The 23,250-nt window shown below is 67.8% G+C and carries 27 protein-coding genes; 21 read left to right on the top strand and 6 right to left on the bottom strand.

What is annotated here, in order from left to right; genetic code table 11:
* The first annotated feature begins 2 nt into the window (after positions 1-2).
* The 3 genes from AC5Y2S_RS10270 to AC5Y2S_RS10260 are packed head-to-tail and all read left to right on the top strand — an operon-like array spanning position 3 to position 3,968.
* Complete coding sequence (locus AC5Y2S_RS10270; protein ID WP_499956010.1) at positions 3-2,354, top strand: sulfatase-like hydrolase/transferase; 2,352 nt, start codon at positions 3-5, stop codon at positions 2,352-2,354.
* Complete coding sequence (locus tag AC5Y2S_RS10265) at positions 2,335-2,988, top strand: hypothetical protein (protein ID WP_499956009.1); 654 nt, start codon at positions 2,335-2,337, stop codon at positions 2,986-2,988. Before AC5Y2S_RS10270 ends, AC5Y2S_RS10265 begins: the two co-directional genes overlap by 20 nt.
* 53 nt (positions 2,989-3,041) lie before the next feature.
* Entirely contained in the window at positions 3,042-3,968 is a 927-nt protein-coding gene (locus AC5Y2S_RS10260) for a DUF4436 domain-containing protein (protein WP_499956007.1), read from the top strand.
* 4 nt (positions 3,969-3,972) lie between these two features.
* On the opposite strand, the gene pstS is transcribed toward AC5Y2S_RS10260, so the two are convergent.
* Positions 3,973-5,100 carry a phosphate ABC transporter substrate-binding protein PstS gene (pstS, locus tag AC5Y2S_RS10255; RefSeq protein WP_499956006.1) on the bottom strand — a complete coding sequence of 376 codons (1,128 nt, stop codon included), beginning with the start codon at positions 5,098-5,100 and terminating at the stop codon, positions 3,973-3,975.
* A 260-nt stretch (positions 5,101-5,360) separates the two neighbouring features.
* Here pstS and AC5Y2S_RS10250 point away from each other — a divergent pair, with 260 nt between their 5' ends.
* From AC5Y2S_RS10250 to rplO, 16 genes are all read left to right on the top strand, one after another.
* A complete protein-coding gene (locus AC5Y2S_RS10250) occupies positions 5,361-6,302 on the top strand; it encodes a DUF4436 domain-containing protein (RefSeq protein WP_499956005.1) in 942 nt (313 codons plus the stop codon).
* Positions 6,303-6,323: 21 nt separating this feature from the next.
* A complete protein-coding gene (locus tag AC5Y2S_RS10245) occupies positions 6,324-7,214 on the top strand; it encodes a formylglycine-generating enzyme family protein (protein ID WP_499956004.1) in 891 nt (296 codons plus the stop codon).
* A 194-nt stretch (positions 7,215-7,408) separates the two neighbouring features.
* On the top strand, positions 7,409-8,368 hold the full coding sequence (locus tag AC5Y2S_RS10240; protein WP_499956515.1) for a DUF4436 domain-containing protein: 960 nt from the start codon (positions 7,409-7,411) through the stop codon (positions 8,366-8,368).
* A gap of 135 nt (positions 8,369-8,503) precedes the next feature.
* On the top strand, positions 8,504-9,442 hold the full coding sequence (locus AC5Y2S_RS10235) for a DUF4436 domain-containing protein (protein WP_499956514.1): 939 nt from the start codon (positions 8,504-8,506) through the stop codon (positions 9,440-9,442).
* A gap of 116 nt (positions 9,443-9,558) precedes the next feature.
* Positions 9,559-10,035, top strand: a complete 477-nt coding sequence (locus tag AC5Y2S_RS10230; RefSeq protein ID WP_499956513.1) for an Rv1419 family lectin — start codon at positions 9,559-9,561, stop codon at positions 10,033-10,035.
* A 101-nt stretch (positions 10,036-10,136) separates the two neighbouring features.
* On the top strand, positions 10,137-11,609 hold the full coding sequence (locus AC5Y2S_RS10225) for an HNH endonuclease signature motif containing protein (RefSeq protein ID WP_499956002.1): 1,473 nt from the start codon (positions 10,137-10,139) through the stop codon (positions 11,607-11,609).
* Positions 11,610-11,766: 157 nt separating this feature from the next.
* Positions 11,767-12,135: a 50S ribosomal protein L14 gene (gene rplN, locus AC5Y2S_RS10220; protein WP_003403649.1), complete on the top strand. Its 369-nt coding sequence runs from the start codon at positions 11,767-11,769 to the stop codon at positions 12,133-12,135.
* Positions 12,136-12,453 carry a 50S ribosomal protein L24 gene (gene rplX, locus AC5Y2S_RS10215; RefSeq protein WP_085097010.1) on the top strand — a complete coding sequence of 106 codons (318 nt, stop codon included), beginning with the start codon at positions 12,136-12,138 and terminating at the stop codon, positions 12,451-12,453. It begins immediately after the preceding gene.
* A 1-nt stretch (position 12,454) separates the two neighbouring features.
* Entirely contained in the window at positions 12,455-13,018 is a 564-nt protein-coding gene (gene rplE / locus AC5Y2S_RS10210; protein WP_499901693.1) for a 50S ribosomal protein L5, read from the top strand.
* A gap of 4 nt (positions 13,019-13,022) precedes the next feature.
* Positions 13,023-13,208: a type Z 30S ribosomal protein S14 gene (locus AC5Y2S_RS10205; protein WP_003873499.1), complete on the top strand. Its 186-nt coding sequence runs from the start codon at positions 13,023-13,025 to the stop codon at positions 13,206-13,208.
* Between the two features lie 19 nt (positions 13,209-13,227).
* A complete protein-coding gene (gene rpsH / locus AC5Y2S_RS10200) occupies positions 13,228-13,626 on the top strand; it encodes a 30S ribosomal protein S8 (protein WP_067158795.1) in 399 nt (132 codons plus the stop codon).
* Between the two features lie 11 nt (positions 13,627-13,637).
* Positions 13,638-14,177, top strand: a complete 540-nt coding sequence (gene rplF, locus AC5Y2S_RS10195; RefSeq protein WP_499956000.1) for a 50S ribosomal protein L6 — start codon at positions 13,638-13,640, stop codon at positions 14,175-14,177.
* Positions 14,178-14,218: 41 nt separating this feature from the next.
* Positions 14,219-14,587 (top strand): 50S ribosomal protein L18, encoded by a 369-nt coding sequence (gene rplR / locus AC5Y2S_RS10190; protein ID WP_499901876.1) that lies wholly within the window; start codon positions 14,219-14,221, stop codon positions 14,585-14,587.
* 22 nt (positions 14,588-14,609) lie between these two features.
* The gene (rpsE, locus tag AC5Y2S_RS10185; protein WP_499955998.1) at positions 14,610-15,308 is read left to right on the top strand and encodes a 30S ribosomal protein S5; all 699 of its coding nucleotides are present in this window, start codon (positions 14,610-14,612) and stop codon (positions 15,306-15,308) included.
* Entirely contained in the window at positions 15,305-15,487 is a 183-nt protein-coding gene (gene rpmD / locus AC5Y2S_RS10180; RefSeq protein ID WP_067006248.1) for a 50S ribosomal protein L30, read from the top strand. The genes rpsE and rpmD overlap by 4 nt, the downstream gene beginning before the upstream one ends.
* The gene (rplO, locus tag AC5Y2S_RS10175) at positions 15,484-15,924 is read left to right on the top strand and encodes a 50S ribosomal protein L15 (protein WP_067006245.1); all 441 of its coding nucleotides are present in this window, start codon (positions 15,484-15,486) and stop codon (positions 15,922-15,924) included. The genes rpmD and rplO overlap by 4 nt, the downstream gene beginning before the upstream one ends.
* Here the strand turns inward: rplO and AC5Y2S_RS10170 are convergent, their stop codons facing one another.
* Positions 15,925-16,854, bottom strand: a complete 930-nt coding sequence (locus AC5Y2S_RS10170) for an LLM class flavin-dependent oxidoreductase (protein ID WP_499955996.1) — start codon at positions 16,852-16,854, stop codon at positions 15,925-15,927.
* A gap of 38 nt (positions 16,855-16,892) precedes the next feature.
* Here AC5Y2S_RS10170 and sppA point away from each other — a divergent pair, with 38 nt between their 5' ends.
* Positions 16,893-18,656: a signal peptide peptidase SppA gene (gene sppA / locus AC5Y2S_RS10165; RefSeq protein ID WP_499955994.1), complete on the top strand. Its 1,764-nt coding sequence runs from the start codon at positions 16,893-16,895 to the stop codon at positions 18,654-18,656.
* On the opposite strand, the gene AC5Y2S_RS10160 is transcribed toward sppA, so the two are convergent.
* Complete coding sequence (locus AC5Y2S_RS10160; RefSeq protein WP_499955992.1) at positions 18,653-19,816, bottom strand: LLM class flavin-dependent oxidoreductase; 1,164 nt, start codon at positions 19,814-19,816, stop codon at positions 18,653-18,655. The two genes, sppA and AC5Y2S_RS10160, sit on opposite strands and share 4 nt — an antisense overlap.
* A gap of 67 nt (positions 19,817-19,883) precedes the next feature.
* Here AC5Y2S_RS10160 and AC5Y2S_RS10155 point away from each other — a divergent pair, with 67 nt between their 5' ends.
* The gene (locus AC5Y2S_RS10155) at positions 19,884-20,471 is read left to right on the top strand and encodes a TetR/AcrR family transcriptional regulator (RefSeq protein WP_499955991.1); all 588 of its coding nucleotides are present in this window, start codon (positions 19,884-19,886) and stop codon (positions 20,469-20,471) included.
* Here the strand turns inward: AC5Y2S_RS10155 and AC5Y2S_RS10150 are convergent.
* Genes AC5Y2S_RS10150 through AC5Y2S_RS10140 form a run of 3 tightly spaced genes read right to left on the bottom strand, consistent with a single transcriptional unit; the run spans position 20,468 to position 23,238 of the window.
* A complete protein-coding gene (locus AC5Y2S_RS10150) occupies positions 20,468-21,382 on the bottom strand; it encodes a class I SAM-dependent methyltransferase (RefSeq protein WP_499955990.1) in 915 nt (304 codons plus the stop codon). The two genes, AC5Y2S_RS10155 and AC5Y2S_RS10150, sit on opposite strands and share 4 nt — an antisense overlap.
* Before the next feature lie 10 nt (positions 21,383-21,392).
* Positions 21,393-22,301 (bottom strand): class I SAM-dependent methyltransferase, encoded by a 909-nt coding sequence (locus tag AC5Y2S_RS10145; RefSeq protein WP_499955988.1) that lies wholly within the window; start codon positions 22,299-22,301, stop codon positions 21,393-21,395.
* Positions 22,294-23,238 (bottom strand): class I SAM-dependent methyltransferase, encoded by a 945-nt coding sequence (locus AC5Y2S_RS10140; protein ID WP_499955987.1) that lies wholly within the window; start codon positions 23,236-23,238, stop codon positions 22,294-22,296. The genes AC5Y2S_RS10145 and AC5Y2S_RS10140 overlap by 8 nt, the downstream gene beginning before the upstream one ends.
* Positions 23,239-23,250 lie beyond the last annotated feature (12 nt).

The raw sequence follows: 23,250 nt of genomic DNA, 5'->3' as shown, positions 1-23,250 counted from the left end.
GCATGACAACGGAATTCAACGGCAAGATCGAGCTCGATATCCGCGATTCCGAGCCGGACTGGGGCCCCTACGCGGCGCCGACGGCGCCGGAGAACTCGCCGAACATCCTCTATCTCGTCTGGGATGACACCGGGATCGCGACGTGGGACTGCTTCGGCGGCCTGGTCGAGATGCCCGCGATGACGCGGATCGCCGAGCGCGGCGTGCGGTTGTCGCAGTTCCACACCACCGCGTTGTGCTCGCCGACGCGAGCGTCCCTGCTGACCGGGCGCAACGCGACCACGGTCGGCATGGCCACCATCGAGGAATTCACCGATGGCTTCCCCAACTGCAACGGACGGATCCCCGCCGACACCGGGCTGATCTCCGAGGTGCTCGCCGAACGCGGCTACAACACCTACTGCGTCGGCAAGTGGCACCTGACGCCGCTGGAAGAGTCGAACCTGGCGGCAACGAAACGGCATTGGCCCACCTCGCGCGGATTCGAGCGGTTCTACGGGTTCATGGGCGGCGAGACCGACCAGTGGTACCCGGACCTGGTGTACGACAACCACCCGGTCAACCCGCCGGGCACCCCGGAAGACGGCTACCACCTGTCGAAGGACATCGCGGACAGGACGATCGAGTTCATCCGCGACGCCAAGGTGATCGCGCCGGACAAGCCGTGGTTCAGCTATGTGTGCCCCGGCGCAGGCCACGCCCCGCACCACGTCTTCAAGGAATGGGCGGACCGCTACGCCGGCAAGTTCGACATGGGCTACGAGCGCTACCGCGAGATCGTGCTGGAAAACCAGAAGGCGATCGGAATCGTGCCACGTGACACCGAACTGTCCCCGGTGAACCCGTACGCCGACGTGAAGGGACCCAGCGGCGAACCCTGGCCGATGCAGGACACTGTGCGGCCGTGGGACTCGCTGGGAGACGAAGAAAAGAAGCTGTTCAGCCGGATGGCCGAGGTGTTCGCCGGTTTCCTGAGCTACACCGACGCCCAGATCGGCCGCATCCTCGACTATCTCGAGGAGTCCGGGCAGCTGGACAACACCATCATCGTGGTGATCTCCGACAACGGCGCCAGCGGTGAGGGCGGGCCAAATGGGTCGGTCAACGAGGGCAAGTTCTTCAACGGCTACATCGACACCGTCGAGGAGAGCATGAAGCTCTTCGACCACCTGGGCGGGCCCGAGACGTACAACCACTACCCGATCGGGTGGGCGATGGCGTTCAACACGCCGTACAAGCTGTACAAGCGCTACGCCTCGCACGAGGGCGGCATCGCCGACACGGCGATCGTCTCCTGGCCCAACGGCATTGCCGCGCACGGCGAGGTCCGCGACAACTACGTCAATGTCTGCGACATCACCCCGACCATCTACGACCTGCTCGGGATGACGCCGCCGGACACGGTCAAGGGCATCACGCAGAAACCCCTGGACGGCGTGAGTTTCAAAGCGGCCCTTGCGGATCCCGCTGCCGACACCGGCAAGAGGACCCAGTTCTACACCATGCTGGGCACCCGCGGGATCTGGCACGAGGGCTGGTTCGCCAACACCGTCCATGCCGCCACCCCGGCGGGCTGGTCGCACTTCGACGCGGATCGCTGGGAGCTGTTCCACATCGAGGCGGACCGCAGCCAATGCCACGATCTCGCCGCCGAGCAACCCGAGAAGCTCGAGGAGCTCAAGGCGCTGTGGTATTCCGAGGCCGCCAAGTACAACGGGCTGCCCCTGTCGGACCTGAACATCATCGAGACGATGATGCGCTCACGTCCCTATCTGGTCGGCGAACGGCCCAGCTACACGTACTATCCACACTGCGCGGACGTCGGCATCGGCGCGGCCGCGGAGATTCGCGGCCGCTCGTTCGCCGTGCTCGCGGACGTGACCGTGGATACCACCGGCGCCGAGGGCGTGCTGTTCAAGCAGGGCGGAGCCCACGGCGGGCACGTGCTCTTCGTCCAGGACGGTCGGCTGCACTACGTCTACAACTTCCTCGGTGAACGCCAGCAGCTGATTTCCTCGTCCGGCCCGGTGCCGCTGGGGCGACACATGTTCGGGGTTCGCTATGCGCGGACGGGAACGGTCGAGAACAGCCATACCCCGCTCGGTGACCTCACGCTGTTCGTCGACGACGACGTGGTCGGCACGCTGCCGGACGTGACAACCCACCCCGGGACCTTCGGGCTGGCGGGGGCCGGCATCACCGTCGGACACAACGGCGGATCGCGTGTGTCGAGCCGCTACAAGGCGCCGTTCGCCTTCACCGGCGGCACCATCGCCCAGGTCACCGTCGACTTCTCGGGCAGGCCGTACGAGGACGTGGAAAGGGAACTCGCGCTTGCGTTTTCGCGCGACTGAACTGGCGGTCGGCCTGCTCTGTCTGGCAACGGGCGTCGTCGTCGGTTGCGAGAAGACCACGGGCGGCACCGCCATCCGCCCCAGTGCGCCCAGGCTGTCCGACCCGGCCGAGCCGGTACCCGGCGTCCAAGTCACGGTGCCCGATCACATCCCGCCCAACGCCGTGGCGTGCTTTCCGCCGCCGCCCGCCGGCGGGACCATGGCCAGGGCCTGGGTGCCGGATCCGGTGGCACCGGTGATCGTCCTGCCCCTGCCCGACGGCTGGAACTCGACCCGCGGCGCCGGGGACGTGGCGCTGACGTCGACCGGTCCCGACGGCATGTCGGTGCGGGTGACGATCGCGCCGACGGACCTCGATCCCGGCGGGGCGTTCCTGCACTACACCGCCGACCTGCGCACCAAGAAACCCGGCGGCACCCTCACCGTCACGGCCGCGCCGTTCTGCGGTTACAGCAGCCAGGTGCTGACCGGCACCGTTCCGGGCGGGGTCGACTTCGCCGACCGCATCACCCACATCTGGACCAACACCAAGGCCTACCTGGTGGCCGTCCAGCTGGACGGACCGGTGGGCGCGCCCGGCTTCGACGCGGCGAAATCCACGGTGATGCAGCAATTTGCCGTCGTCATCCCCTGAAAAGAGCTGTTTCAGGACCGGCGGGCGGTAGCATCTGGCCCCGTGATGCCCCAATGACCACCGAAGCACCGCCGCCGCCGGCGCCACCCGAGGCACGAGGACCGCGCCTCGCGATCGCGTTCGGGATCATCGTCGCCCTGATCGTCATCTACGTCCTGTCGCTGATCGCCGTGCACCTGCTGGCGAAATCGGCGCCCCCGCTGCCCTCGGTGGACCTGAGCAAAGTCGAGGCCGAAGACAGCGTCGTGCAGGTCCGTCTCGAGAAACTGGATACCGTCGCCAACCGCTTGACGGTGAATGTCCTTGTCTATCCGAAGGATTCGCTGTACGACAAAAACTTCGGGGTGCTCACCACCGACGCGGCCGTGCGCCTTTACCCGGAGAACGACCTCGGTGACCTGCAGTACCCGGTCGGGAAGGCGCCTGCGCAGGTCAGCACCACCATCGAGGCGCACGGCGATCCCGGCAACTGGCCCTTCGACACCTACAAGACGGAGGTCATCGCGGCCGACGTGTTCACCGGCTCCGGGCAGAACCGCGATAAGTCACCCGCGCGCCTCGAGGCGACCGGAAAGCTCGACGGCTGGGACGCCACCGTCACCCGCGTCCATGACCCCTCGGACTCCAACCCGGACGTCCAGGACGACGTGATCATCACCCTGAAGCGCGCCAAGGGCCCGCTGATCTTCGACATCGGAATCTGCCTCGTCCTGATCGCCCTGCCCGTGCTGGCGTTGTGGGTGGCCATCCCGGTGGCGTTGGGCAGGACCTCGTTCCTGCCGCCGATGGTGACGTGGTACGGCGCGATGCTGTTCGCCATCGTCCCGCTGCGCAATATCCTGCCGGGCAGCCCGCCGTACGGTTCCTGGATCGACCAGGCCGTCGTGCTCTGGGTCCTGATCGGACTGGTCACCGCGATGGCCCTGTTCCTCTCCGGCTGGTGGCAGCAACGCGATCGAAGATCGCCGAAGAAGGGCTGACCGCCTACTCCGCGACCGCCGCGCCCGCCGAGCTGATGGCGTCGACGGCGCTGGAGACCCGCGATTGGAAGTCGGGCGGCAGCGGGATGTAGCCGTTGCGGGCCAGCTCCACCTGGCCCGGCCCGATCGCCGCCTGCAGGAACGCCTTGACCGCCCTGGCGTCGTCGGCGTTGGGGTACCTCGAGCAGACGATCTCGTAGGTGGCCAGGACGATCGGGTAGACGTCGGGTTGGGCGGGGTTGTAGAACGACGAAATGTCGAGCACCAGGTTGTTGCCGGCGCCCGTGATTTTGGCGCCCATGATCGTCTTGCCGACCGTGTCGGTGCCGATCCGCACCGGGCGCAGGGACCTGCGGCTCGCCGGGGTTTTGATCTCGGCGGCGAAAAGACCCTGCTGCAGCGCGAACGACAACTCGTTGTAGCCGATCGCGCCCTCGGTGGTTTTCACGAGCTCCGAGGTGCCCTTGTTGCCGGCGGCGCCGATGCCGACCCCACCCTTGAACGTCTTGCCGGTGCCCTGTTTCCACGCCCCGCCGGACGCGGACTGCAGGTAGTCCTGAAAGTTGTCGGTCGTGCCGGACGCGTCGCTGCGGTAGATGACTTTGATGTCCTCTGCCGGCATTGATGCGTTGAACGCGGTAAGCGCCGGGTCGTCCCAGCGCGTGATGGTGCCGTTGAAGATCTTGGCCAGGGTGGGCGCGTCGAGCACCAGGGAGTCGACGGCGCCGAGGTTGTAGGTGATGGCCAGCGGGCCGAACACCACGGGCAGGTTCCAGGCGTCGGCACCGCCGCACCGCTGCTTGGCGGCGGCGTATTGATCGTCGGCCAGCGGTGTGTCGGATCCGCCGAAATCGGTCTTGCCCGAAAGAAATTCGCTGATCCCGGCGCCCGACCCGTTGGCGGTGTAGTTGAGGTTCTGTCCCGGGCAGGCCCGGTGGTACGCCTCGACGAACTTCGTCATGGCATTCGCCTGCGCGGTCGACCCGCTGGCGATCAGGGTCTGTTTGCCGCCGCAGTCGACCTTGGCGCCCGCGGCATACGCCAGGGTCGCGTGGGAGTTGGTGCACGCCGAGCTCACCATCGCGGCCGCGGCCAGCAAGCTGATGGCGCCGGCTGAGCGCTTGTGCTTCACGGTGATTGCCTCCAGGCGGGGGGATACACCTCAGACTTTTACAGCCACCGAATTAACAGGCAAACCAACAACGGATGAACGGGTCAGCAATTGGGGGGCCGCCGGGTTTCGCTGGGCGGCGAACAACGGTTCGGCGGGTTGACGCAAATTACCTGATTGATGAAGTAAATTCCGACCCGTCGCGCTGACACGACCGGTTCGCTACGATCAATCCGCGCATGGCCGGCCGAGTTGCCGCAATCCAACGGAGGTGTCGACCGATGACCCATCAAGCCCCACCGGCTCCGCCGCCTCCAACACCACCGGAGCAACCGGCCGCCGCACCGCTCGAGGCGCCCCCCGCTCGAGGCCGCCGGCGCACGCTGTTGGTGATCGGCATCCTGGTGGCGTTCCTCATCGTCTACGGCCTGTCGCTGTTCGGGGTCCATTTGCTGGCCAAATCGGCGGCACCGATCAAGCCGCCGGATTTGAACGCGACCGGCGACACCGTCGTGCTGGTGCGGCTGGAGAAGCTGGAAACCGTCGCGAATCGCCTCACCGTGAAGGTGCTCGTGATTCCCGAGGACTCCATGTTCGACAAGCGCCTCGATGTGCTGAAGACCGACACCGCCGTGCGGATGGACCCCGCGAACGACCTCGGTGACCTGCAATACCCGGCGGGCAAGTCGCCGGCGCAGGTCGCCACCACGATCGAGGCGCACGGCGATCCCAACAACTGGCCGTTCGACTCCTACAGCACCGACACCCTGTCGGCGGAGGTGCTCGTCGGGCAGGGCGACGCCCGCCAGTACATACCGGCCCGGGTGGAAGTCACCGGGGCGCTGGACGGTTGGGACGCCAGCGTCCAGCGGGTGGGCGAAGCAAGCCAGGAGGCTGACCGCCCCGACAACGTGATCATCACGCTGCACCGGGCCAAGGGGCCGCTGATCTTCGACTTGGGCATCTGCCTGGTGCTGTTCGCCCTGCCCACCCTGGCTTTCGCCGTGGCCATCCAAATCGCACTGGGCAGAAGGAAATTCGTGCCGCCCTTCGTGACGTGGTTCGCCGCCATGCTGTTCGCCGTTATCCCGATACGCAATTTCCTGCCGGGGTCTCCGCCGCCGGGCGCCTGGATCGACCAGGTCTTGGTGATCTGGGTGCTGATGGCGCTCGTCGCCGCGATGGCCCTGTACATGTTGACCTGGTACCGACAATCGGACTGAGGCGCGTCCTACCCTGAAGGGGTGCTTACCGAGCTGGTCGACCTGCCGGGCGGATCGTTCCGCATGGGCTCGACGAGCTTCTACCCCGAAGAGGCGCCGATCCACACCGTGACGGTGGGCCCGTTCGCGATGGAGCGGCACCCGGTGACCAACGCGCAATTTGCCGAATTCGTTTTCGCCACAGGCTATGTCACCGTGGCCGAGCGACCGATCGACCCGGCGCTTTACCCGGGCGCGGATCCTGCAGACCTGGTTCCGGGCGCCATGGTCTTCCGCCCGACGGCGGGGCCGGTCGACCTGCGTGACTGGCGCCAGTGGTGGGCCTGGGTGCCGGGCGCCAGCTGGCGAAATCCGTTCGGGCCGGACAGCGATCTCGCGGGCCGGGCGGACCATCCGGTGGTGCAGGTGGCGTATCCCGACGCCGCGGCGTACGCGCGGTGGGCCGGCCGGCGGCTGCCCACCGAGGCCGAGTGGGAGTACGCGGCCCGCGGCGGAAATTCGTGGACGTACGCCTGGGGCCAGGAGGCGAACCCCGATGGTCGGCTGATGGCCAACACGTGGCAGGGAAAATTTCCGTACCGCAACGACGGAGCGCTCGGCTGGGTGGGCACCTCCCCGGTCGGGGCGTTCCCGCCCAACGAATTTGGGCTGCTCGACATGATCGGCAATGTGTGGGAGTGGACCGCCACCGAGTTTTCCGCGCACCACCGGCTCGATCAGCCGCCGAAAGCCTGCTGCGCACCGTCGGGACCCCCGGACCCGAGCGTCAGCCAGACATTGAAGGGCGGATCGCACCTGTGCGCGCCGGAGTACTGCCACCGCTACCGGCCGGCCGCGCGGTCGCCCCAGTCGCAGGACACCGCGACGACCCACATCGGGTTTCGCTGCGTGGCGGATGCGCCGTCGGGATAGGCTGCTTCGCGCCGGCCGGTCAGCAAACCGAGCCTCCCTCTGCGCCGCACCTCAGGCGGCAAAAACAACAAGCGGGTTACCGCCGGATGGACGGTAAGTGACGGACCTTTCGTCATGGCGCGCGGTCGTCGCGGATTCGCTAGCATCGCCACGTGTCGGCCGTCGACGAGCCAGATGTCATCAGTGGGGTGGCAGTGACCACCGAGGCCCCGACGACACCCGCCCCGCCGCCGCCCTCGGACGCGCCGCCCGCGCCGCCGCCACCGCCACGCAAACAACGGTCGAAACCGCGCATCGCGATCGGCATCGCCATCCTCGTGGTCGTCGTCTCGGCCTACACCCTGTCGCTGTTCGGCGTCCACCAGTTGCAGGAGGCGGAGGCCCCGCTTCCCCCACTGGACCTGAGCCAGGGGGGCGGCGACGCGACCATCGTGCAGCTGCGCCTCGAGGAACTCAAGACCACCGCGAATCGACTAACGGTGAATGTGCTTGTCTACCCCGCGATTTCGGCCTACGACAACCGCCTCGACGTGCTCGGTACCGACGTCGGCGTGCGCCTGTATCCGACGAGCGACCTGGGGGACCTGCATTACCCGAGAGGAAAAGCCCCCGCCCAACTCAGCACGACCATCGAGGCCCATGGCGATCCCGGTAACTGGCCCTTCGATTCCTACAGCACCGAGCCGATCTCGGCCGATGCGTTCGTCGGCTCCGGCGACAACGTCAAGAAGGTGCCCGCCCGCGTCGAGGTAACCGGGGAGCTGGACGGGTGGGACGTCAGCGTCCACCGGGTGCACGACCCCGCCGCGCTGCCGACCCAACGCGGTTCCGACAACGGGAACGTCGTCGTCACCCTGAAGCGGGCCAAGGGGCCGCTGATTTTCGACCTCGGCATCTGCCTGGTGCTCATCAGCCTGCCCACCCTGGCGCTGTTGGTGGCCATCCCGATGGCGTTGGGCAGGCGTAAGTTCTTGCCGCCCTTCGCAACCTGGTACGCCGCGAACCTGTTCGCCATCGTCCCGTTGCGCAACATCCTCCCCGGCGCCCCCCCGCCCGGTTCCTGGATCGACCAGGCCATCGTCCAGTGGGTGCTGATCGCGCTCGTGACGGCGATGAGCCTGTACATTTTCGCCTGGGTGCGGCAAGGGGACTGACGTTCGGCAGCGCCGGTTAACGGTGTTGTGTTAAAGCTGGTAGCGCGCTGTGTTAAGAACTCGTAGCGGGGCTCGCTTCAAGGTGCCAGCAAACGTCGCCGTTGCTAATGTGCGTCCGTGTCGGTTCAACGGGACGTGGTCGTAGCGCTGCCCACGAATGGCCACGCCGCGGCCCCGGCAGCACCAACCGCACCCGCCGACCCGCCCGCGCGTAAGCCGCGACGACGACACCTCGTCCTCGACATCTCGATCATCGTTGGCGTTGCCGTCGTCTACGTCCTGTCGCTGCTCGGCTACCACTGGCTGGCGACCGCGCCGGGTCCGCTTCCCGACCCGGTGCTGAACACCGCCGACGGCACCGTGGTCTTGGTGCGTTTCGAGCAGCTGCACACGGTGGCGAATCGCCTCGACGTGAAAGTCCTGGTGATGCCGGACGATTCGATGATCAACAAGCGCCTGAACGTGTTGAACACCGACACCTCCGTGCGTCTCTTTCCGCAGAACGACCTGGGAGACCTGCAGTACCCGGTGGGGAAGTTGCCGGCGCAGGTCGCCACCACCATCGAGGCCCACGGTGATCCCAGCGACTGGCCGTTCGACTCCTACCGCACCGATACCGTCCAGGCCGACGTCCTCATCGGGTCCGGCGAAAACCGCGTATTGAAGCCGGGTCGGGTCGAAGTGACCGGAAAGCTCGACGGCTGGGACATCGCCGCCACCCGGGTCGTGCGCAACCCGAACGACCCCGATCGCCCGGACAACGTCGTCATCACCCTGCACAGGGCCAAGGGCCCGCTGGTGTTCGACCTCGGCATCTGCCTGGTCCTCATCACGCTGCCGACGTTGGCGCTGTTCGTGGCCATTCAGATGCTGACCGGCCGCAGGCAATTCCTGCCGCCGTTCTCCACCTGGTATGCGGCGATGCTGTTCGCCGTCGTCCCGCTGCGCAACATCCTGCCCGGGACCCCGCCCGCGGGTTCGTGGATCGACCAGGCCGTGGTGATCTGGGTGCTGATCGCGCTGGCCACGGCGCTGGTGCTGTACATCATCGCCTGGTATCGACATTCGAGCTGACGTTCGCGCGACGAGCAACACGCCCACGCGACGGCCGTCATTTCCGGTGAACCCAAGGTGCCTCCGTGGTGGTATGGGTGGCGGGGGTTGACGAGACCGAGAAGGCGGAGCGGACGATGCGTGAGTCGCGGATGATGCGCGGTGTCGGTCGGGCCCTTGGCATGGTCAGTGCACTGCTGTGCGTCGCGGTGCTGTTCGCCGGCGCGGCGGACGCCGACGGCCCGGTCCGGTTGAGGAGCCGGCTAGGCGATTTTTGTCTGGACTCCCCGACGGGGATCTACTACGCCGCGGTGGTGATCAACCCCTGCAACGGTTCGGACTCCCAGCGCTGGTACCTCAATGGCCGGCAGCTGCAGAACGTGGCTTTCCCCGGAGGGTGCCTGATAAATCCGGCGGGCGACAGTGCGTTTGCGCACCTCGGGCCCTGTATTGGTATGTGGAACCAAAATTGGAATCTCGACCCCAATGGCCCGGTCACGACTGATCCGGGGTGGCTCTGCCTCAGTGTCCTCGGCGGGCCGGGCCCTGGGGCTTGGGTCTCCACCCGATATTGCAACGGCGATCCAGGCCAGGCGTGGGACGTCATCTCGTGACAAATTCCTACGCGCTGGCCACGGCGCTGGTCGTACACCATCGCCTGCCATCGACACTCGACCTGGCCTTCTTGTCGTAGGCCGATGGCATACTCGAACGTATGTTCGATACGCGGCTGCATGAGTACTGGGAGCCCCCGGCCACGGAGGGTTCGGCGGCGCTGATGGCGCGGATGTGTGGGGCGGGGCGGGCTGAGGCGCGGGCGGCGGCGGATCGGTTGGATGCGATCGGGGAGTTGTTCGAGCTGCGCCGCGCCCAGCGTGGGGAGGCCGCGGATTGGGCGGTGGATACCTGGGCGGCGGTGGGTGCCGAAGTGGCCGCGGCGTTTCGGACCAGCCTGGCCATGGCGGGGAGCTATTTGCGCTACGCGTTGGCGATGCGCGAGCGTCTCCCGGCGGTGGCAGCCGTGTTTCGGGCCGGCGACATCGATTACCGGTTGTTTCAGACGCTGGTGTATCGCACCGATCTAATCGAAGACGCCGCGGTGCTGGCGGCCGTGGATGCCCAGCTGGCCGCCCAGGTGGGGCGCTGGCCGTCGATGACGCGGGGCCGGCTCGCCGCCCAGGTGGATCGGATTGTGGCCCGCGTCGATGTGGATGCGGTGCGGCGCCGGCAAGAGCGTCAGGTGGATCGCGGGGTGTGGATCGGGGATCTGGTCGGCTGCGGGCTTTCGGAGATTCAGGGCAGCCTGGTGACCCCGGACGCGCACGCGCTCGAGGAGCGCCTGGACGCGTTGGCCGCAACGGTGTGCCCACATGATCCGCGCACCCGGGAGCAGCGCCGCGCCGATGCGCTGGGCGCGCTGGCGGTCGGGGCCGACCGGCTGGGGTGTCGGTGCGGGCGCGCCGACTGCGCGGCCGGCACCCGCCCGCCCGCCTCGCCGGTGGTGATTCATGTGATCGCCGAGCAGGCCACCCTGGACGGACGCGGCGGCGCCCCGGGATCGGAGCTGGGCGCCGATGGGCTGATCCCACCCGAACTGGTGGCCGAGCTGGCCAGATCGGCCAAGCTGGTGCCGCTGATCCATCCCGCGGACGCGCCACCGGAGCCGGGCTATGTGCCGTCCAAAGTGTTGGCGGATTTTGTGCGGTGTCGGGATTTGACGTGTCGGGCCCCGGGCTGTGATCGACCGGCCATCGACTGCGATCTTGACCATACGATTCCCTATGCCGACGGGGGCGCCACGCAGGCGTCGAACCTGAAATGCCTGTGCCGGCTGCATCATTTGCTGAAGACGTTTTGGGGGTGGCGGGAAACTCAGCTGCCCGATGGGACGGTGATCTGGTGGCTGCCCGGCGGGCAGACGTATGTGACCACTCCGGGTAGCGCGTTGGTGTTTCCCAGCCTGTGCGCCCCGACGCGGGCGTGTCATCGGGTCACCCCGGCTGAGCGGCGCGGCGAGCGCACCGCGAAGATGCCGCTGCGCGCCACGACCCGCGCTCAAAACCGGGCCCACTACGTGGCCACCGAACGCCGACACAACCGCCAGGCCCGCACCGCCCGCCGCGCCGAAACCTGGAGCTACACCGGACCCGCCACACCCACCCACGACGACGATCCGCCGCCCTTCTAGCCGAATTTGGCTCTGAGCTGGTCGTCCCCTAGACTCTAGGGGTTGCCTTGGGCAGACCTCGGCCGGTGCGAATCGGCCCCGCGTGCCCTTCGGTGACAAAGACCGCGCATGTCAGGTGATTTCCTGCTGTGCAAACGTAACCAGGTCAGGAGATCGAGTGATTCAGCAGGAATCGCGGCTGAAGGTTGCCGACAACACCGGCGCCAAGGAGATCTTGTGCATCCGGGTGCTCGGCGGATCGTCGCGACGCTACGCCGGCATCGGTGACGTCATCGTCGCCACGGTCAAGGACGCTATCCCCGGCGGCAACGTCAAGCGTGGGGACGTCGTCAAGGCCGTCGTGGTGCGCACGGTCAAGGAGCGCCGGCGTCCCGACGGCAGCTACATCAAGTTCGACGAGAACGCCGCGGTGATCATCAAGCCCGACAACGACCCGCGCGGGACGCGCATCTTCGGGCCGGTCGGCCGCGAACTGCGCGAGAAGCGATTCATGAAGATCATCTCGCTGGCCCCGGAGGTGTTGTAGATGAAGGTCCACAAGGGCGACACCGTCCTCGTCATCGCGGGCAAGGACAAGGGTGCCAAGGGCAAGGTGTTGCAGGCGTACCCGGAACGCAACCGCGTGCTGGTCGAGGGCGTCAACCGGATCAAGAAGCACACCGCGGTTTCCACCAACCAGCGCGGCGCCCGCTCCGGCGGCATCGTCACGCAGGAGGCCCCCATCCACGTGTCCAACGTGATGGTGGTCGACTCGGACGGCAAGCCCACCCGAATCGGCTACCGGGTCGACGAGGAAACCGGCAAGCGCGTCCGCATTTCCAAGCGCAACGGCAAGGACATCTAGCATGACCACCGCAGAGAAGGTTCAGCCGCGCCTCAAAGAGCGCTATCGCAACGAGATTCGGGATGCGCTGCACAAGCAGTTCGGCTACGGCAACGTCATGCAGATCCCGACCATCACCAAGGTCGTCGTCAACATGGGGGTCGGCGAGGCGGCACGTGACGCCAAGCTGATCAACGGTGCGGTGAACGACCTGGCGCTGATCACCGGCCAGAAGCCGGAGATCCGCAAGGCGCGAAAGTCCATCGCGCAGTTCAAGTTGCGCGAGGGCATGCCGATCGGCGCGCGGGTGACGCTGCGCGGGGACCGCATGTGGGAGTTCCTCGACCGGCTCACCTCGATCGCGCTGCCGCGTATCCGTGACTTCCGCGGGCTTTCGCCCAAGCAGTTCGACGGCGTCGGCAACTACACGTTCGGACTGGCCGAGCAGTCGGTGTTCCACGAGATCGACGTGGACAAGATCGACCGGGTCCGCGGCATGGACATCAACGTCGTCACCTCGGCGACGACCGACGACGAAGGACGAGCGCTGTTGCGGGCCCTCGGCTTTCCGTTCAAGGAGAACTGACTAGATGGCTAAGAAGGCACTGGTTAACAAGGCCGCGCGCAAGCCGAAGTTCGCGGTGCGCGGCTACACCCGCTGCAACAAGTGCGGACGCCCGCGCGCGGTGTTCCGCAAGTTCGGGCTATGCAGGATCTGCCTGCGAGAGATGGCGCACGCGGGTGAGCTGCCCGGCGTGCAGAAGAGCAGCTGGTGACGGGACATAGGACTGAACTATGACGATGACGGACCCGATCGCAGACTTCCTGACGCGTCTGCGTAACGCCAATTCGGCGTATCACGACGAGGTGACGTTGCCGCACTCCAAGATCAAGGCCAACATCGCCCAGATCCTCAAGAACGAGGGCTACATCAACGACTTCCATACCGAAGACGCTCGGGTCGGCAAGTCGCTGGTCGTCCAGCTCAAGTACGGGCCGAGCCGGGAGCGCAGCATCGCGGGTTTGCGCCGCGTGTCCAAGCCGGGCTTGCGCGTGTACGCGAAATCCACCAACCTGCCGCGCGTGCTCGGCGGACTGGGCGTGGCGATCATCTCGACCTCGTCGGGTCTGCTCACCGACCGCCAGGCGGCCAGACAGGGCGTGGGCGGCGAAGTCCTCGCGTACGTGTGGTGAGGGGTTAAGACATGTCGCGCATTGGTAAGCAGCCGGTTCCGGTCCCCACTGGAGTCGACGTAACGATCGAGGGCCAGAACGTCTCGGTGAAGGGCCCCAAGGGCACCCTGAATCTGACGGTGGCCGAACCGATCATGGTGGCGCGCAACGACGACGGCGCGATCGTGGTCACCCGGCCCAACGACGAGCGGCGCAACCGCTCGCTGCACGGGCTGTCGCGCACGTTGGTGTCCAATCTGGTCACCGGCGTGACGGAGGGCTACACCGTCAAGATGGAGATCTTCGGGGTCGGCTACCGCGTGCAGCTCAAGGGCTCCAACCTCGAGTTCGCGCTGGGCTACAGCCATCCGGTGGTGATCGAGGCTCCCGAGGGCATCACGTTCGCGGTCCAGTCACCGACGAAGTTCACGGTCACCGGGATCGACAAGCAAAAAGTCGGTCAGATCTCGGCCAACATCCGCCGCCTGCGCCGTCCCGACCCCTACAAGGGCAAGGGCGTGCGCTACGAGGGCGAGCAGATCCGCCGCAAGGTCGGAAAGACAGGTAAGTAGTCATGGCGCAAGCAAAGACCGCCCCCACCGCCGGAAAGCCGGTGGGGCAGAACGTATCCGCGACCAGGCGGGTCTCCCGGCTGCGCAGGCACGCGCGGCTGCGCAAGAAGCTGGCGGGCACCCCGCAGCGTCCGCGGCTGGTGGTGCACCGCTCCGCCCGGCACATTCACGTGCAACTGGTCAACGACGAGAACGGCACCACCCTGGCCGCGGCGTCGTCGATCGAGTCCGACGTGCGCGGCCTGGACGGCGACAAGAAGGCGCGCAGCGTGCGGGTGGGTCAGTTGATCGCCGAGCGCGCCAAGGCGGCCGGCATCGACACCGTGGTCTTCGACCGCGGCGGCTACACCTACGGCGGACGGATCGCGGCGCTGGCGGATGCCGCGCGCGAGAACGGATTGAGTTTCTGATGACAACTGGAAGGACCGCATAATGGCGGAACAGTCGGCCGGCGGGCACGGCGGCCCAGAAAGCCGCGACAGCCGCGACTCGCGCGGTGACGGCCGCGACAGCCGCGGCCGGCGCGACGGTGGCGGCCGGGGCGGTCGTGATCGCGACGGCGAGAAGAGCAACTACCTGGAGCGGGTCGTCGCCATCAACCGCGTCTCCAAGGTGGTCAAGGGTGGACGGCGATTCAGCTTCACCGCTTTGGTCATCGTCGGTGACGGCAACGGCATGGTCGGCGTCGGCTACGGCAAGGCCAAGGAGGTGCCGGCCGCGATCGCCAAGGGCGTGGAGGAGGCACGCAAGGGCTTCTTCCGGGTGCCGCTGATCGGCGGCACCATCACGCATCCGGTGCAGGGTGAGGCCGCCGCGGGCGTCGTGCTGCTGCGTCCCGCCAGCCCGGGTACCGGTGTCATCGCCGGCGGTGCGGCCCGCGCGGTGCTGGAATGCGCTGGGGTGCACGACATCCTGGCCAAGTCGCTGGGCAGCGACAACGCGATCAACGTGGTGCACGCAACCGTCGCCGCGCTCAAGCTCCTGCAGCGTCCCGAGGAGGTGGCCGCTCGCCGCGGACTGCCGATCGAGGACGTCGCCCCGGCCGGGATGTTGAAGGCGCGCCGGGAAAGCGACGCACTGGCCAGTGCGGCGGCGGCGCGTGAGGCTCAGATTTCGGGAGCGCAACCATGAGTCAGCTCAAGATCACCCAGGTGCGCAGCACCATCGGTGCCCGCTGGAAGCAGCGCGAGAGCCTGCGGACCCTGGGCCTGCGGCGGATCCGCCATTCGGTGGTCCGTGAGGACAACGCACAGACCCGCGGCCTGATCGCGGTGGTGCGCCACCTGGTGCAGGTGGAGGAGGCCAAGTGACCATCAAACTGCACGACCTGAAACCCGCACCCGGGTCGAAGAAAGCGCGTACCCGGGTCGGTCGCGGCGAGGGCTCCAAGGGCAAGTCGGCCGGCCGGGGCACCAAGGGCACCAAGGCCCGCAAGAACGTGCCGGCGACCTTCGAGGGTGGCCAGATGCCGATTCACATGCGGCTGCCCAAGCTCAAGGGATTCCGGAACCGGTTCCGCACCGAGTACGAGATCGTCAACGTCGGCGACATCAACCGGCTGTTCCCGCAGGGCGGTTCCGTCGGCGTGGACGAGCTGGTGGCCAAGGGCGCGGTTCGCCGCAACTCGCTGGTCAAGGTCCTCGGCGACGGCAAGCTGACCGTCAAGGTCGACCTGTCCGCGCACAAGTTCAGCGGCAGCGCGCGCGAGAAGATCACCGCGGCGGGCGGCTCGGTCACCGAGCTGTAGTCAGCTCAGCTGCGGAATGACCTCCGCGGCAAGGCGTTCCATCTGTTCGTGGTTCTCGCCGACGTCGGTGCCGACGGGGTTGAGCAGCAGGTATTCGGCCCCCGCGTCGATCACCTCGCGCAGCCCGCGCGCCACGTCGTCGGGCGTGCCCGACACCGGCACGTCTTCGCCGCCGGGAATGGAATCTCCGTAGATGCGGTGGAGCCCTTCGAGGACGCGTTCGCGGGCTTTTGCGGCGTCGTCGTCGACTGTCAGGTAGACCCGTTTGCCAATCGTGAAGTGCGCGGGGTCTTTCCGCTGTTCGGCGAGCTCGCGGCGCACCACGGTGACGGCCCCGGCGAACGCCTCGGTGGTCGACGAACCCGCGCCCAGAAACGAATCACCGTGGCGCACCGCCCTGGCCAGCGCCTTGGGGGCCAGCCCGCCGAACCAGATCGGCGGATGCGGGCGCTGCAACGGCTTGGGCTGGATCGGCACGTCGTCGACCTCGCGGAACCGGCCGTGAAACGTCACCCGGGGCTCGTCGGACCAGGCTGCCTTCATCAGCTCCAGGCCCTCGGTGAAATACGAGATGTACGTTGCCTTTTCGACCCCGAAGGCGTCGAATCGGCGAAAGCCGCCGCCGGCCCCGACGCCGAGGTCCAGCCGCCCGTGGCTGAGCCGGTCGACCGCGGTGGCCGACGAGGCCAGCTGCAGCGGGTCGTGCAGGGACGTCACCAGGACGGCGACCCCGAGGCGCAGCCGCTCGGTGCACGCGGCGCAATACGCCAGCAGCTCCAACGGCGCCAGCAGCGGCGCCTCGCCGATGATCTGCTCGAGCACCCAGCCGGCCTCGAACCCGAGCTCCTCGGCGCGGGCGAGGTAGGCGCGAAGGCCTGAGGCGTCGAAGCCGTCATAGTCGAATTGGGGGATCGCGATGGAAAACCTCACCCGACCACCGTACGGCGGCCGATCGGTAGGCTGCGAATATGTTCGGTTTCCTGCCTTCTGTCCCGGGCCTCGATGACGTGCGCGCCCTGGCCGGCCGCGTCGATACTGCGCGCCACCACGGCGTGCCCAACGGCTGCGTGCTCGAATTCGACCTGCGCTCGGTGCCGCCGGAGACCACCGGCTTCGACCCGGTGGCGATGATCACCGGGGGCAGTCGAGCGATGTCGCTGCGCGACACCGTCGCGGCGATCCACCGCGCGGCCGAAGACCCGCGGGTTGCCGGGCTCATCGCGCGCGTGCAGCTTACGGCGGCGCCGCCGGCCGCGGTCCAGGAACTGCGGGAGGCGATCGCGGCTTTCAGCGCCGTCAAGCCCTCGCTGGCCTGGGCCGAGACCTACCCGGGCACGCTGTCCTACTACCTCGCTTCGGCGTTCGGCGAGGTGTGGATGCAGTCCTCGGGCAGCGTCGGCCTGATCGGATTCGCGAGCAACGCCATGTTCCTGCGCGACGCGCTCGACAAGGCGGGGATCGAGGCCCAGATCATCGCGACGGGCGAATACAAGTCGGCGGCAAACCTTTTGACCGAGGGCGGCTTCACCGAGGCCCACCGCGAGGCCGTCACGCGGATGCTGCAGAGCCTGCAGGAACAGGTGTGGCGGGCGGTCGCGGAGTCCCGCAAGGTCGAGCCGGCGGCGCTCGACGAGCTGGCCGACCGCGGCCCGCTCCTGCGCGACGACGCGGTGGCCTCGGGCCTCGTCGACCGGATCGGATTCCGCGACGAAGCCTACGCACGGATCGCGGAACTGGTTGGTGTGCAGGATGTTTCGGACGAGAACACGTCGCCCCGGCTCTACCTGGCGCGCTACGCCGGCGCTTCCCGGCCACGACTGAGCCCGCCCGTGCCGTCCGTCCCTGGCCGCCGGCCCAAGCCGACGCTCGCCGTGGTCACCGTCGACGGCACGATCGTCACCGGACGCGGTGGCCCCCAGTTCCTGCCGCTGGGCACGTCGACCGCCGGCGCCGACACCATCGCGGCGGCGCTGCGCGAGGCCGCCGCCGACGATTCGGTGTCCGCGATCGTGCTGCGGGTGGACAGCCCGGGGGGTGCGGTCATCGCGTCGGAAACGATCTGGCGCGAGGTGGCACGGGCGCGCGAGCGCGGCAAGCCGGTGGTGGCGTCGATGGGTGCGGTCGCGGCGTCCGGCGGCTACTACGTCGCGATGGGCGCCGACGCGATCCTGGCCAACCCGGGCACGATCACCGGCTCGATCGGCGTGATCACCGGCAAGCTGGTGGTGCGCGATCTCAAGGATCGCCTGGGGGTCGCGTCGGACACGGTGCGCACCAACGCGAATGCGGACGCCTGGTCGGTCGACGCGCCGTTCACGCCGGAACAGCGCCGGCATCGTGAGGCCGAGGCCGAGCTCCTCTACCGCGACTTCGTCGAACGGGTCGCCGGGGGCCGCGACTTGAGCGCCGAAGCCGTGGAAGCCGTTGCGCGGGGCCGGGTCTGGACCGGCGCCGACGCGCTGGAACGCGGCCTGGTCGACGAGCTGGGCGGCTTCCGGGCCGCGGTGCGCCGGGCCAAGGTCCTGGCGGGCCTGGACGAGGACGCCGAGGTGCGCCTCGTCAGCTATCCGGGGTCGTCGCTGCTGGACCTGGTGCGACCGCGGGCCTCGTCGCAACCGGCCGCCGCGTCGCTGGGCGCGCTGCTGGGTCGCGCGATCGCCGGGATGCTCGACAACGTCGAGCAGACGCTGAGCGGTACAAGCGCGCTGTGGCTGGGCAACTCGCGCCTCTAGACCGGAAGAACTCCTACTCCGGCGCCCTTGAGCTGGGCGCAAACTTGCAGGATCGTCTCCAATGCCCGCGGTTGTTCATCGGCCTCGAAAATCGCCGGGGCGAGGTCGCTCGGGGCGATGTAGTCAGCGCCCACATCGACGTACTTCTGTAGCTCAGCGGCGACCTCGTCGGGGGTGCCGATGATGTAGGACTTCTCGATCATGGACGGTGTTACGGCGGCGACGATCTCGTCGACCTCGGGCCTGCTCATCTGGTGCGGCAGCATCTTCAGCGCGTAGTGCCAGTTCTCCTCGAAGATCAACGGCTCGCCCTCGGCGCGCCAGGCGCCGTGGTGCAGTCGCCCGAACACCGCGGCCATCCACTTCGTGATCGGACTGTTGAGCAGGCGTTCGCGTTCGTCGTCGCTGCGGTAGGCGATGACGAATGGCCAAAATCCGTTGGTGAACGTCTCCGGGTCGCGGCCCTTGCGCTCCAGCTCGGCGTCGATCCGGGCGACCTGCTCGCCCCACTGCTCGGGGGTGGCGAATGCGCTGGGCACCATGCTGATGAAACCGTCGGCGTGGGTGGTCGCGATGTCGATGAGCTGTGGGCCGCCACCCAGTGCCCAGATCTCGGGGACCGTGGGAAAGTGGGTGCCGATCCACGCGCCCGAGTAGTTCCAATGGTTGCCCTCGTGGCTGACCAGCCCATCGGTGGACAGCAGCTTGCGCACGATGGCGAAGATGTCCTCCATCCGGGACAGACCCTGGGATCGCTTCCAGCCGAACGGCTTACACTGCTTGAGCTCGCCCGCGGCCAACTGTAGCGCCACCTTCGCGGGTGTCGCCGATGCCAGGGTCAGGATCTGTTGCAGCAACTCCGCGGGGCCGTTGCGCACCGCGTCCAGCGTGGTGGTGATGTTCAGCCTGCTCGTCGCGGTGGCCGCCAGCAGCGCGACCATCGCGGCGTTGTAGTAGGAGTCGCAGTCGGCACTGAGGTTGGCCATTGGCGTGACGTCCGGGCGCCACAGCGCCTGCGGGAAGAAGCTGACCAACTGGTCCCACGTCTGAAACCAGTCGACGACACCGCTCGCCTCGATCTGCTTGGCGAAATCAGCGCCGGCCTGGGGCGGGAGATAGCGGCTCGGCCAGTAATTGAGGGCCACTTCGGCAGTCGGCATCGTCTACTCGATTCTCGCGGATGCTGTAGAGTGAGCACTCTATAGGAGCGTGGTCGGGAATTTCAAGATGCCAGATACCAAAAATATTCGTCGCCGGCGCAGAACCGCGGCCGAGGTCCAGGTGTTGATGCTGGACGCCGCGCGAGAGCTGTTCGCGATCAAGGGTTTGAACGCGACGACTCGCGAGATCGCCGAGCGTGCGACGGTCACCGAACAACTCTTGTTCAACCACTTCGAGTCCAAGCAGCAGCTGTTCGCCGCTGCGGTGCTGCGGCCCTTCGAGGCGCTGGTCGACCAGCAACTGATCGAATGGCAGCTCGTGCTGGCGGCGGGCGCTCAACCACACCGGTTGATGCGCATTTACGTCGAGGGCCTGTGGGCCCTGGTCCGGGGCAACCGGGCGCTGTTCCGCGCGCTCAGCGCCGACCCCTTCGGTACGCACATGACACCGGTGCTGGACCGGCTTGAGCAGCTGACGGCCGAGGTCGCGCAGCGGCACGGCTATCTCTACGACCCGCACATCGCGGTGCGCATCGTGTTCGCGGCGGTGACGATGCTGGCGCTGCACGAAGAGGCGACCGCGGGCCGTAGTGAGGCCGATATCGTCGACGAACTCACCAAGACTTTCGAGGCGGGACTGACCAGAAGAAGCTAACCCGCGAGCCTGCCGCTGATGAAGATGATCTCGCCGAGCGGATCGTCCTGCTCCGGGGGAGGCACCTCGATGTGGTTGCGCCGGAACAGTTCCGTTCGCGGCACGCCCTCGGCGTCCCATCCCTTGGACCGCAGGTAGTCGACGACGTGGTTGCGTTCGCCGGTGTAGACCAGCGACGCCATGTCGACGTCCACGCCGTGCTCCCGGAATACGCCGGCCATGTCCTGGACGCGGCTGGGGTCGAAATCGATGATGCCGGGCACGAATTCGGTCGCGACGGTGCTGCCGGGCGCGCTGAGCGCGGTGATGTTGTCGAACAGCAGGTCCTGGGCCTCCGGAGGCAGGTAGATCAGCAGTCCCTCGGCCAGCCACGCGGTCGGGGCGGTGGTGTCCAGTCCGGCGGCGCGCAGCGCGGCCGGCCAGTCCTGCCGCAGGTCGACGGCGATGGTGCGCCGGGTGGCGGTGGGTTCGGCGCCGATGCCGGCCAGCGTGGTCGTCTTGAACTCGATCACCTGCGGCTGGTCGAGTTCGTAGACCACCGTGCCGTCCGGCCACGGCAGCCGGTAGGCGCGCGAGTCCAGGCCCGACGCCAAGATGACCGCCTGGCGCACGCCGGCGCCGACGGAGTCGATGAAGTAATCATCGAAATACTTGGTGCGCACCGCCATTCCGTCGGCCATCGCCTGCATGCGCGCCGGCGATGCGTTCTCGAACGCGTCGAGGTCGAGCTCGCCGTCCAGCATCTTGGTGAACAGGTCCACCCCGACCGCGCGCACCAGCGGCTCGGCGAACGGGTCGTTGATCAGGCCTCGGGGGTCCCTGGTCGCCATGGCGCGGCCCGCCGCGACCATCGTCGCGGTCACTCCCACGCTGGAGGCCAGGTCCCAGTTGTCGTCATGAGCGCGTGGCATGGGCGAAACCCTACTTTAGGGTCGCGGCCACGTAGCTGAGCTCACCAAAGGCGGCCGTCATCTCGTCCTCGGGGAACTCAAATCCGTTGCGGGCGTAGAGGTCTCGGGCGGGATGTGTGGTCACGTCCCAGCCGTGGGTGGTCAGGTAGTCGGCGACGACGTTGCGCTCGCCCCGGTAGAACAGGTCGGCCGGGTCGAGGTTGAGACCGAGGCGCCGCCAGCGCTCGGAGATGTGCTGCAGGCGCTCGTCGGTAAACGCGTTCGGGTTGGGGACGTGTTCGGTGGCCAGGCGGCTGCCCGGCGCGGACAGCGCCGTGATGTGGTCGAACAGCCGATCCTGGGCGTCGGGCGGCAGGTAGGGCAGCAGGCCCTCGGCGCTCCACGCCGTCGGCGCCGTGACGTCAAAGCCGCCTTGGCGCAACGCGGCCGGCCAGTCGTCGCGCAGGTCGATCGCGATCGTGCGGTGCTCGGCGGTGGGGGCCGCGCCGATGTCGGCCAGCGTGCCCGTCTTGAACGCGATGACCTGGGGCTGGTCGATCTCGTAGACCACCGTCCCGGCCGGCCAGGGCAACCGGTAGGCCCTGGTGTCCAGGCCGGAGGCCAGGATCACCGCCTGCCGCACTCCATCGGCGGTGGCGCCGGTGAAGAAATCGTCGAAGAACCTGGTGCGCACCGTGATCTGTTCGCGCCGGGCCTTCCGGTTGAACAGCACGTCGTCGCCGAAATCGAGCTCACCATCGATGATGCGGATGAAGGGGTCCAGCCCGACGGCGCGGACCAGGGGATCGGCGAACGGGTCGTCGAGCAGCGGATCGGGTCCCTGCGATGCCACGGCGCGGGACGCCGCGACCATGGTGGCCGTCGCCCCCACGCTGGACGCCGGCCCCCAGCTGTCGCCCTCGGTGCGGCCCTCACTCATGGGTGCCGCTCACGTAGAGCACGTCGCCCATCCGCGTGTCGTCACCCTCCAGGGGCGGAAGGTCGTTGGCCGCGAACAGGTCTCGGATGGTGATGCCTTCCAGCGCCCACCCACGCTCCCTCAGGTAGGAAGCCGCCTCGTTGCGCTCCCCGAAGTAGACCAGCCCGGCCATGTCCAGCTCGAAACCGTGCGCGCGCCAGCGTTCGGAGATGCGCTGCATGCGTTCCCTCAGCTTGTCCTCGTCCCCGGGCTCGCGGTTCGGCGCGCTTTCGGTCGCCAGCCGGCTGCCCGGCGCGCTGAGTTCGGTGATGGTGTCCAGCAGGCGGTCCTGCGCCTCCGGCGGCAGGTAGCCGAGCAGGCCCTCGGCGCTCCATGCGGTCGGCCGGGTCGGGTCGAATCCGGCGGCGCGCAAGGCGGCGGGCCAGTCGTCGCGCAGGTCCACGGCCACCACCCGCCGATAGGCCGTCGGGGCGGCGCCGAGCTCGGCCAGCGTGCGGGACTTGAACTCGATGACCTGCGGCTGGTCGACTTCGTAGACCACGGTCCCGGCGGGCCAGTCCAACCGGTACGCGCGGGAGTCCAGCCCCGAGGCCAGGATCACCACCTGCTTGACGCCGGCCTGCGTCGCGCCCAGGAAGAACTCGTCGAAGAACTTGGTGCGGACCGCCATGTTGTCGGCCATCCGCGACATCGCCCCCGCGGACCCGTCGGTGCCGTCGTGCACGTCGTTCAGGTCGCTCGGGTTCAGCTCTCCGGTCGCCAGCCGGGTGAGCAGGTCCACGCCGACGGCCCGGACCAGCGGCTCGGCGAACGGGTCGTCGATCAGCGGACGATCGGCGCGGCTCGCCACGGCGCGGGCGGCCGCGACCATCGTCGCGGTCACGCCCACGCTCGAGGCGAGGTCCCAGGTGTCGCCCTCATACCTGGTGGAACTCATGCACAGCCCCTG

Source organism: Mycobacterium sp. NGS69 (assembly GCF_059812165.1).
The sequence above is the reverse complement of the archived record's forward strand: the minus strand, read 5'-3'. Positions and strand labels throughout refer to the sequence as shown.